At 69.8% G+C, this 10990-nt stretch carries 6 protein-coding genes; 4 read left to right on the top strand and 2 right to left on the bottom strand.

Annotated elements, in window-relative coordinates:
* Window positions 1-1340 (bottom strand): glycosyltransferase family 4 protein (locus EYA84_RS17405; protein ID WP_131054117.1); only part of this gene is annotated, 1340 nt, incomplete at its 3' end.
* Window positions 1341-1739: 399 nt separating this feature from the next.
* On the opposite strand from EYA84_RS17405, the gene glgX reads away from it, so the two are divergent.
* From glgX to treZ, 3 genes are read left to right on the top strand one after another with little or no spacing between them, the layout of a single operon-like run.
* Window positions 1740-3857 (top strand): glycogen debranching protein GlgX, encoded by a 2118-nt coding sequence (gene glgX, locus EYA84_RS17395; protein ID WP_131054115.1) that lies wholly within the window; start codon window positions 1740-1742, stop codon window positions 3855-3857.
* Window positions 3858-3859: 2 nt separating this feature from the next.
* Entirely contained in the window at window positions 3860-6163 is a 2304-nt protein-coding gene (gene treY, locus EYA84_RS17390; protein ID WP_131054114.1) for a malto-oligosyltrehalose synthase, read from the top strand.
* A complete protein-coding gene (treZ, locus tag EYA84_RS17385) occupies window positions 6160-7884 on the top strand; it encodes a malto-oligosyltrehalose trehalohydrolase (protein WP_131054113.1) in 1725 nt (574 codons plus the stop codon). Before treY ends, treZ begins: the two co-directional genes overlap by 4 nt.
* Window positions 7885-7922: 38 nt before the next feature.
* On the opposite strand, the gene EYA84_RS17380 is transcribed toward treZ, so the two are convergent.
* A complete protein-coding gene (locus EYA84_RS17380) occupies window positions 7923-8894 on the bottom strand; it encodes a hypothetical protein (protein WP_131054112.1) in 972 nt (323 codons plus the stop codon).
* 945 nt (window positions 8895-9839) lie between these two features.
* On the opposite strand from EYA84_RS17380, the gene EYA84_RS17375 reads away from it, so the two are divergent.
* Window positions 9840-10622: a hypothetical protein gene (locus EYA84_RS17375; protein ID WP_131054111.1), complete on the top strand. Its 783-nt coding sequence runs from the start codon at window positions 9840-9842 to the stop codon at window positions 10620-10622.
* The last annotated feature ends 368 nt before the right edge of the window (window positions 10623-10990 follow it).

Raw genomic sequence — 10990 nt, 5'->3', positions numbered from 1 at the left:
TCTCGTGGGCTCGGAGTTGTGAATAAGAGACAGTTCGGGGCCTGGGCGATGGCCGCCGCGTACGCCGAGCCGGTGCGGCTGGCGATGGCGGCCCAGCCGTACTGCTCGTGCACCATGGCGCGGGCGCGACGGGCCAGCGCCCGGGCGCGTTCCCGGTCGGAGAGCACCGCGTGCACGGCGTCGGTCAGCGCGTCCGGGTCGTGCGGCCGGAACGTCATGCCGGTGACGCCCGGTTCGACGATCTCGGCGAGTCCACCGGTCTCGGCGACCGCGAGCGGGGCACCGGCGGCGGCGCCCTCCAACGCCACCATGCCGAACGGCTCGTAGATGCTGGGCACCGCGAAGCAGTCCGAGGCGGCCATCACGGCCGGCAGGTCGGTGCCGCCGAGGAAGCCGGGCAGGCTGACCATGCCGCCCAGACCGAGCCGGTGCACGTCGGCCTCCAACTCGCCACGGTACGGCCCGTCGCCGACGATCACCGCGCGCAGCCCGGGGTGCCGCTCGCGCAGCTTGGGCAGCCCGGCGAGCAGGTGCTGCACGCCCTTCTCGTAGACCAGCCGCCCGGCGAAGGTGACCAGCGGGCCGTCCCCGGCGAACCGGGCCCGGGCCTGCGCCACCGCGCTGGCCGACACCCGCCAGCGATGCGGCTCCACGCCGTTCGGCACCACGTCGACGCGATCGGTCGGCACCCCGAACAGGGCGCTGACCTCCTCGCGCATGTATCCGGAGCAGACCACCACCCGGGTCGACTCGGTGCTGAGCCAGTGCTCGACGCCGTGGATGGTGCGGTTCATCTCCTCGGGCAGCCAGCCCTGGTGCCGGCCCGCCTCGGTGGCGTGGATGGTGCTGACCAGCGGCAGGTCCAGGTGGTCGCGCAGGGTCATCGCGGCGTGCGCGACCAGCCAGTCGTGCGCGTGGATGACGTCGTAGCCGCCGGAGGAGGCGGCGCGCAGCGCGGCCCGGGTCAGCGTGTGGTTGAACGCCATCGTCCAGGCGAGCAGGCTCTCGGTGGCCAGCGGGAAGGCCACCGGGTCCTCGGCGGCGCGGACGACCCGGACGCCGTCGACGTACTCCTCCAGCGGAGCGCCCTCGCAGTGACGTGTGACGACGGTGACCTCGTGGCCGGCGGCGACCAGGGCCACCGAGAGCGCGTGCACGTGCCGGCCCAGACCGCCCACGAGCACCGGCGGGAACTCCCACGACAGCATCAGGATGCGGTGGGTGCGCGGCGGGGTGGCCGGACCGGGCTGGGCCGGGATCTGAGGTCGCGAGGTGAGGGTGGGCCGGTGGATTCGGTCCGTGGCGGTGGCGGTACGCCCGCCGATCCGCAGGGTCGTCACAAGAGTCTCCGTCCGTGCAGCAGAGAACGCGCCGGCGTCGGTGGCGGCGGGGGAACAGCGTCGGGGGTTCGGGCACGCGAGAGCGCACCCGGTGGTGCGAGGATCGGAGCACGCGAATCGTACGCCCTCGATCAGGGACCGACGGCGGACGGACACTTGCCCGGTAACAAGGAAACGGCATGATGGCGGATACCGCACCCTGAGGACGGCCACAGTGACGGACGGCACCACAAGGGTTCATCTCGCCTCAGTCGGCCGGATACCCCGCATTCACCCGATCGGATGGATTGGTGGCGGACCGTGCGGGGCATTACCGCCGCGCGCACCGGCCCGGCTCCCCCGGACGGGTGCGCTTCCGGGCGCGGGCGCGCGCTCGTGACACGTGGCCGAAGGAGCGACATGCAGGTCTGGCCGGGCGAGCGGTATCCCCTCGGGGCCACGTACGACGGGATGGGCACCAACTTCGCGATCTTCTCCGAGGTGGCGGACAAGATCGAACTGTGTCTCTTCGACGAGTGGGACGTCGGACACGAGCGTCGGGTGGAACTGCGCGAGGTGGACGCGTACGTCTGGCACGCGTACATCCCGGGGATCGGACCCGGCCAGCGGTACGGCTACCGCGTGCACGGCCCGTACGAGCCCGCGAACGGGCTGCGGTGCAACCCGCACAAGCTGCTCATCGACCCGTACGCCAAGGCGATCGACGGGGACGTGCAGTGGGACCCGGCGGTCTACGACTACGAGCACGGCGACCCGGACCGGATGAACGTCACCGACTCGGCGCCGTTCATGCCCAAGTCCGTGGTGGTGAACCCGTACTTCGACTGGGGCAACGACGCCCCGCCCCGCATCCCGTACCACCACTCGGTGATCTACGAGGCGCACGTGCGCGGGCTGACCATGCGGCTGCCCGGCATCCCCGAGGAGTTGCGCGGCACGTACGCGGGCATCGCCTCGCCGCCGATGATCGAGCACCTGACCCGGCTCGGCATCACCGCCATCGAGCTGATGCCGGTGCACCAGTTCGTCAACGACCACCGCCTGGCCGACCTGGGGCTGCGCAACTACTGGGGCTACAACACGATCGGCTTCTTCGCCCCGCACCACGCGTACTCGGCCCTGGGGCACCTGGGTCAGCAGGTGCAGGAGTTCCGGGGCATGGTCAAGGCGCTGCACGCGGCCGGCATCGAGGTCATCCTCGACGTGGTCTACAACCACACCGCCGAGGGCAACCACCTCGGCCCGACGCTCAGCTTCAAGGGCGTCGACAATCCCAGCTACTACCGCCTGTCGGAGGAGAACCGGCAGTACTACGTCGACTACACCGGCACCGGCAACAGCCTCAACGTCCGCAGCCCGCACTCGCTGCAACTGATCATGGATTCGCTGCGGTACTGGGTCACCGAGATGCACGTGGACGGTTTCCGGTTCGACCTGGCCGCCACCCTGGCCCGCGAGTTCTACGAGGTCGACCGGCTCTCCACCTTCTTCGAGGTGGTGCAGCAGGACCCGGTGGTGAGCCGGGTCAAGCTGATCGCCGAGCCGTGGGACGTCGGCCCCGGCGGCTACCAGGTCGGCAACTTCCCGCCGCAGTGGACCGAGTGGAACGGCAAGTACCGCGACACCGTCCGCGACTTCTGGCGCGGCGAGCCGGCCACCCTCGCCGAGTTCGCCTCCCGGATCTCCGGCTCCGCCGACCTCTACCAGGACGACGGACGCCGCCCCTTCCACAGCATCAACTTCGTCACCTGCCACGACGGCTTCACCCTGGCCGACCTGGTCTCCTACAACGACAAGCACAACGAGGCCAACGGCGAGGAGAACCGCGACGGCGAGAGCCACAACCGCTCCTGGAACTGCGGCGTCGAGGGCGACACCGACGACCCGGGCGTACGCGCCCTGCGCGCCAAGCAGCAGCGCAACTTCATCGCCACCCTGCTGCTGTCCCAGGGCGTACCGATGATCGGCCACGGCGACGAGATGGGTCGCACCCAACGGGGCAACAACAACGCCTACTGCCAGGACAGCGAGATCGCCTGGATCGACTGGGACGCGATCGACACCGGCCTGCTCGACTTCACCCGCCGGCTGGTCGAGTTCCGGCGCCAGCACCAGATGTTCCAGCGCCGCCGCTTCTTCACCGGCCTGCCGGTGCACGGTCGCGGGGTCGACGAGCCCCTGCCCGACCTGGCCTGGTACACCCCGGACGGGCGGGAGATGACCGGCGAGGACTGGGGCAACGACTTCGGCCGCTCGGTGGCGCTGTTCGTCAACGGCGAGGGCATCCGGGAACGCGGCCAGTACGGCCAGCGCCACCACGACGCCTCGTTCTGGCTCTGCTTCAACGCCCACGACGCGCCACTGGACTTCACCCCGCCGCCGGCCGAGTTCGGCCAGCGCTGGAAGCTCGTGATCAGCACCGCCGAACCCGACCAGGACAAGGGCACCACCGTGGAGACCGGCGATTCGGTCTGCGTACCGGACCGCTCGCTGGTGGTGCTGGAGAGGGTGGACTGACCATGACCGTGACCCCCGTCGGGGCGACCTACCGGGTGCAGGTGAGCCCGGGCTTCGACCTGGACGCCACCGCCGGCCTCGCCGACTATCTCGCCGACCTCGGCGTCACCCACCTCTACAGCGCGCCGCTGCTGGCCGCCGCGCCGGGCAGCGCGCACGGTTACGACGTCGTCGACCATCGCAGGGTCAACCCGGAACTCGGCGGCGAGCCCGCCCGGCAGCGCCTGCTGCGGGCCCTGCGCGCGACCGGTCTCGGCCTGGTCGTGGACATCGTGCCCAACCACGCCGGAGTCGCCGTACCGGCCGCCAACCCGGCCTGGTGGGACGTGCTGCGCCGGGGACGCGACTCGGCGTACGCCCAGTGGTTCGACATCGACTGGACGCGCGACCGGCTGCTGCTGCCGGTGCTCGCCGACGACCCCGAGGCGCCGGCCGACCTCAAGATCGCCGACGGCGAGCTGCGCTACCACGAGCACCGCTTCCCGATCGCCGACGGCACCGGCGACGGCAGCCCCCGCGAGGTGCACGACCGGCAGCACTACGAGCTGGTCTCCTGGCGACGCGGGGACGCCGAGCTGACGTACCGCCGGTTCTTCTCGATCGCCTCCCTGGCCGGGCTGCGGGTGGAGGACCCGGAGGTGTTCGCCGCCACCCACGAGCTGATCCTGGCCTGGGTGGCGGCCGGTGAGGTCGACGGCATCCGGGTCGACCACCCCGACGGGCTGCGCGACCCCGGCGGCTACCTGGCCCGGCTGCGCGAGGCCGCCCCCGACGCGTGGCTGGTGGTGGAGAAGATCCTGGAGTACGGCGAGGAACTGCCCTCCTGGCCGGTGGAGGGCACCACCGGCTACGACGCCCTCAACGCCGTCGGTGGGCTCTTCGTCGACAGCGACGCCGAGGCCGACTTCACCGCCCTGGACACCCGGCTGGTCGGGCGGGCCACCTCCTGGGCCGACCTGACCCACGACACGAAGCTCGGTGCCGCCACCCGACTGCTCGCCACCGAGCTGGCGCGACTCGCCGCACTCGCCCCCGACGTGGAGCCGGACGCGGCCCGCGCCGCCCTGGCCGAACTGGCCGCCGCGTTCCCGGTCTACCGGGGCTACCCGCCCGACGGGGCACGGCACCTCGCCAACGCCCGCGCCGAGGCCGGCCGCCGTCGCAGCGACCTGACCGGCGCACTGGACGCGGTCACCCGGCGGCTGCGTGACCCCGACGACGAGCTGGCCCGCCGCTTCCCCCAGTTCACCGGCGCGGTGATGGCCAAGGGCGTCGAGGACACCGCCTACTACCGGTGGACCCGGTTCGTCGCGCTCAACGAGGTCGGCGGCAGCCCCGCCCACTTCGGCACCCTGCCCGGCCGGTTCCACCGCTTCGCCGCCGCCCGGCACGACCGCTGGCCGGCGAGCATGACCACGCTCTCGACCCACGACACCAAACGCGGCGAGGACGTCCGCGCCCGCCTGGCCGTCCTCGCCGAACTGCCGCGCCGCTGGGCCGAGCAGGTCACCGCCTGGACCTCCGCCGTGCCGCTCCCCGACGCCGCCCTGGCCCACCTGCTCTGGCAGACCGTCGTCGGCGCCTGGCCGATCGCGCGGGAGCGGATGCACGCGTACGCCGAGAAGGCCGCCCGGGAGGCCGCCGCCTCGACCGGTTGGACCGACCCCGACCCGGCCTTCGAGCAGGCGATGCACGCCCTGGTCGACGCCATGTACGACGACCCTGCGGTGCACGCCTCGATCGCCGCGTTCGCCGCCGAGATCACCCCGCCCGGCTGGTCCAACTCGCTCGGGCAGAAGCTGGTGCAGCTCGCCATGCCCGGCGTGCCCGACACCTACCAGGGCACCGAGCTGTGGGACGACTCCCTCGTCGACCCCGACAACCGCCGCCCGGTCGACTTCGCCGTACGCCGGGACCTGCTGGCCCGGCTCGATGCCGGCTGGCAGCCGGCGGTGGACGAGACCGGCGCGGCCAAGCTGCTCGTGGTGTCCCGGACCCTGCGGCTGCGTCGCGACCGCCCGGAGCTGTTCGGCGACTACCAGCCGGTCGTCGTGCACGGCCCGGCCGCCCGGCACGCGGTCGCCTTCGATCGGGGCGGTGCGCTCGCCGTCGCCACCCGGCTGCCGTTGCGCCTGGCGGCGGGCGGCGGCTGGCGCGACACCACCCTGTCATTACCCGTTAAAGAGATGTCGTGCCAGTTCACCGGGCAGGTCTACAGTGACGGTGAGGCCCGTCTGGCCGACCTGCTCGCCACCTATCCCGTCGCGCTGCTCGCCCCCCTCGATGGCTCCGGGAAGGCGTCATGACCGAGTTCACCGTCTGGGCACCGGAGGCGTCCCGGGTCCGGTTGCGCCTGGCCGGCGCCGCCGACCACGAGATGCGCGCCTCCCGGGGCGGCTGGTGGCGGGTCGAGGTGCCCGACGCCGGCGACGACTACCAGTTCCTGCTCGACGACGACGACCAGGCGCTGCCCGACCCTCGCTCGCGGTGGCAGCCCGACGGCGTGCACGGCCCGAGCCGCCGCTACGACCACGCGGCGTTCGACTGGACCGACGGTGGCTGGACCGGTCGCCAACTGCCCGGCAGCGTCCTCTACGAACTGCACGTCGGCACCTTCACCCCGGAAGGCACCTTCGACGCCGCGATCGGCCGGCTCGACCACCTCGTCGACCTCGGCGTCGACATGATCGAGCTGCTGCCGGTCAACGCCTTCAACGGCGAACACAACTGGGGGTACGACGGCGCCTGCTGGTTCGCCCCGCACGAACCGTACGGCGGCCCCGACGGCCTGAAACGGCTCGTCGACGCCGCCCACGCCAAGGGTCTGGGGGTGATCCTCGACGTCGTCTACAACCATTTCGGGCCCTCCGGGGCCTACGCGCCGATGTTCGCGCCCTACCTCAGCGAGCGGGACACCCCCTGGGGCCAGGCGGTCAACCTGGACGGCCCGCACTCCGACGGCGTACGCCGCTTCATCACCGACAGCATCCTGATGTGGCTGCGCGACTACCACGTCGACGGCCTGCGCCTGGACGCCGTGCACGCGATGCCCGACTCCCGCGCGGTGCACCTGCTGGAGGAGATCGCCGTCGAGGTCGAGTCGCTCTCGGTGCACCTGGGCCGCCCGCTCTCCCTGATCGCCGAGTCCGACCTCAACGACCCCCGACTGATCAGCCCCCGCGAGGCCGGCGGCTACGGCCTGCACGCCCAGTGGAACGACGACGCCCACCACGCCCTGCACACCCTGCTCACCGGCGAACGGCAGGGCTACTACGGCGACTTCGGCACCATGGAGTGCCTCGCCGAGGTGCTCACCGGCGCCTTCTTCCACACCGGCACCTGGTCCACCTTCCGCCACCGCCAGCACGGCCGCCCGGTCGACCCGCGTACCCCCGGCCACCGCTTCGTCGCGTACCTCCAGAACCACGACCAGATCGGCAACCGCGCGCTTGGCGACCGCCTCTCGGCGACGCTCTCCCCGGCACTGCTGCGCGTCGGCGCGACGCTCCTGATGACCGCACCCTTCACGCCGATGCTGTTCATGGGGGAGGAGTGGGCGGCGTCGACGCCCTGGCAGTACTTCACGTCGCACCCGGAGCCCGAACTGGCCACCGCCGTGGTGACCGGCCGCCGCAGCGAGTTCGCCGCCCACGGCTGGCCGCCCGGCGACGTGCCCGACCCGCAGGACCGGCAGACCTTCGTCCGCTCCCGGCTGGACTGGGCCGAGCTGGACAAACCCGAACACCGCCAGATGTACGAGTTCCACCGCCGACTGATCGCGCTGCGCAAGTCCCGCCCCGAACTGTCCGACCCGCACCTGTTCGCCATCGACGTCCGTCACGGCGACCGGTTCCTGGTGATGCGGCGTGGCGGCTGCCTGGTGGCCGCGAACCTCGCGGACAAGCCGCAGCGCGTGACGCTGCCCGGGGTGGCCCGCCGGGTACTGCTGGCCACCGGGGAGGGCGTCACCGTGCAACGCGACCGCATCGAGCTACCGGCGGAGACGGCAGCGATCGTGGCACTCTGACCGGCCGGTCGTCCTCGCCCACGGGGGTCTGTCGCCGACTACCAGAAGCGCCACCGGGCGGGATCCTCGTGGCCCTCCACCAGCCGGATCGAGGCCGCCAGCTTCAGCGCGTCGTCCCGGTCCCCCATCACGGCAGACGCGTACGGCTCGATCCACACCTCCGCCACGCAGTCGGCGCATCGACCGGGCAGTTGCGCCACCCGGTAGATACCCATGGTGCCCGCCTTTCTCCGACTCTCAGACACCGTGGCGGACCGGCCTGCCACGGTGACTCGGTCGAGGTGCCTGGCGCGGGCCAGCTTCTCCGTGCTGACCCCGACCCGAACCACAGGCCGCGAATCCGGCTGGTCCTCCTCGACCTGCCCCACCAGGTAGTCGGCGGAGTACGAGATGTGTCCGTCCGCCTTCCAGTACAGCCGCGTCTTTTCGAGCACGGCGCCGTCGGGCAGGCCCTTCACCCGGATCGGCAGGACCCGTGGCGTGGCTTCCAGGCGAACGCCCTCGGCCACCCGACGCGCGATCTCATCCCGGCGGTCCTCCGCGCTCTTCGCGTACAGCATCATGTGCATCCACGCGTCCGGTGCGTACTCCCAGGTCAGCACCCGGCTGGAGTCGAAGGTGGCCTGGAAGGCGGGACGTCCGTGCACCTGGAGGCGTTCGCCACGAACGGGCACCTCGCCCGAGTCCTCGTCGTACGGAACGACACTGCGGATATCGACACCCCGCGCTGCCATCCGGAGCTCGATCGACCAGTCGGGGTCGAATGAGGAAGCGTCTTCCTCCTCGGTGCTCGGCGCGTCGTCGAATGATCCGTGGATGTCGAGGCGATGAAACTCTGGCCCGGTGGTGTATTCGGCTGTTTCCACGGGGCCGGGCAGATAGCCGAGGCGCATAATCTGCTGACTCGGGTCGAATCGCACGGGTGCCGACGTGACGATGTCGTCCGTGTTCAACGCCCGTCCGGTGACCCACGCGCTCAGACTCGCCACCACCGCCACCACGACCGTCACGGTCACCAGGATCAGGACCCGACCTTTGGTGCTCGCCATGGAACATCCTCCCCGATGCGGCGCGGTCCGCGGAGTCTACGACCGGCCCCACCGCTGCCGCTGCCCGTTGCCCGCCGGTGGCACCGGGCACCCACCGTCGCAGGTGCGCCCTTGTCGTGGCAGTGCAGCTGCTTCCCGCCCGGCGTGTCGAACACCCACGCCGCCACGATCACGGCCGCCGAGCCAGGTGTGCACCCGCTGAGCATCGTGGCGATACTCCAAGACGCTCTCGCGGTCAACCGCGCGGTTGACCGTTGCGAAGGCGGAGTTTGCTGAGGAGTTTGATCGGCACGCGCATCGACATGACATGGTCGCCGGTTCCGGGTGATACGGCAAGGCGGCTGCCTGATGATGGCCAACCTCGCGGACAGGTCGCAGCAAGTGACACTGCCGATGTGGCACACCGGGTGCTGCTAAGCACGAGGGGGATGGCACGTGCAGCGCGACATGTCGAACTACCAGCGGAAACGGGCAGTGGCCGAGGCGATCTGAACAGCGGCAGAACGTGTTGGTAGTCCTGTCGAACCATGGGTCGCGATATTCAGGTCGACCTGCCACATTGGGTGGGCCGCTTTGAAAGTGGAGGATGCATCCAAGTAAGTCGACTATTTGACAGTGTCGCTGTTGAGGTCAGGTCATTGCTGCACACTGTCACTTCTTTGTGTCATTCGAACTCGTGGGCCGATTGCCCTACGGTCCCAGACGTGGGCTGCGGGGTGGTGGGATAGCGGTCCAGTAGAACGCTGTGTAATCGATCCTGTCCGGTTGGCCATGTGCAAGGAGTGGTGACGTTAAATTGAGAGGTATTCGTTGTCTCGGGTAAAGTCTACACAGGCGAAGCGTTCTCGTGGTGTGCGTCAACCATCGGAGGGGCGGCGAGTTGCCAGACTCGCCACTTTCGGAACTGTGGCGGCGGCAGTGGTTTCTGCGGTAGCTGTGATTGTTGCTGCGGCAATTCCCTCTTTGTTGGGGAGTGGCAGCGAGGGGGATCCAGTCAGCGCGCTCAAGGGGGTGGAAGAAGTTGAGCGTTCGCCCGACGCGCAGGCTCCTTTAACGGTTGCCGTTCAACAGTCGGATGAATACTGTCGAGAAGGGTGGATTGTGCCTGGCGGCCCCGATCACATCGCAGAACCATCCTCCTCGGGGGACTATATCGATTGGCCAGCATGGGCGAGGCAGCAAGGAGGTATCCGTGTCAATCGCCATGAGGTGATGCTGACGGTCCAGGGCAATTCGCAGGCAAGGGTGGTTATCGACCGAGTGCGGGTAGTGGCGTTAGTGCCACGACGTTCGCCGGTCCGTGGCACCGAGGTGGATATTCTCTGCGGCGAGCCGTTCGAGTACCGCTACCTGGAGGCGAATCTCGACCGAAGTCCGCCGACCGTAACCTCGAAGACGACGGGCAGCATCAGTGGAGAGCCGGATGTTCGCTTAGACCCAGCAAAGTTCCCCTATCAGGTTGCGATCGACGAAGCCGAGAGCTTTATCATATCGGCTGTGGTGTCAAAATATGACATCGATTGGCGAATTGAATTGGACTGGTCATCGCAAGGTAGGGTCGGCACGTTGGTGATTGACGATGGAGGTCAGCCATTCCACACAACCAGCACCTCGGAGGCGTTAGCCAGGTGTGTGTGGGCGGATGCGGGAGGGCTAATCAAGGATATGTCCTCGGGCTGCAACCGTTAGCTCTCGACTGGGTCAGTTGGAGCAGCGATGGAATCTGGGCGTACCAGACAGCAGGTTCGGTCCACGTCACGAACCGAAGGTAGCGGCCCGGATGTCGACGGTGCGGTCCCACGCCGAGGTCGATCGGTGCCGCTGATCCGTCTGTGCCGTCAGCTCGAAAGGGGCCGGGGAGCACACTTCGAGGCGCGAGCGGAGGCGCGTACCTGCCGTGGGGCGCGAGCTGGGACGCCGACGAGCCCGTCAGGCGCGAGCGGGGCCACGTGCGGCGCGGCGAGGCACGAGCGTGGCCGGGTGCCACCCGGTGGCGGACGGGTCGGTGGTCGGCGCGTACCTGTCTCTTATACACAGCGGACGCTGCCGACGAAGGC

This window comes from Verrucosispora sp. SN26_14.1, from assembly GCF_004307965.1.
In the GTDB taxonomy this organism is placed as follows: Bacteria; Actinomycetota; Actinomycetes; order Mycobacteriales; family Micromonosporaceae; genus Micromonospora.
The sequence above is the reverse complement of the archived record's forward strand: the minus strand, read 5'-3'. Positions and strand labels throughout refer to the sequence as shown.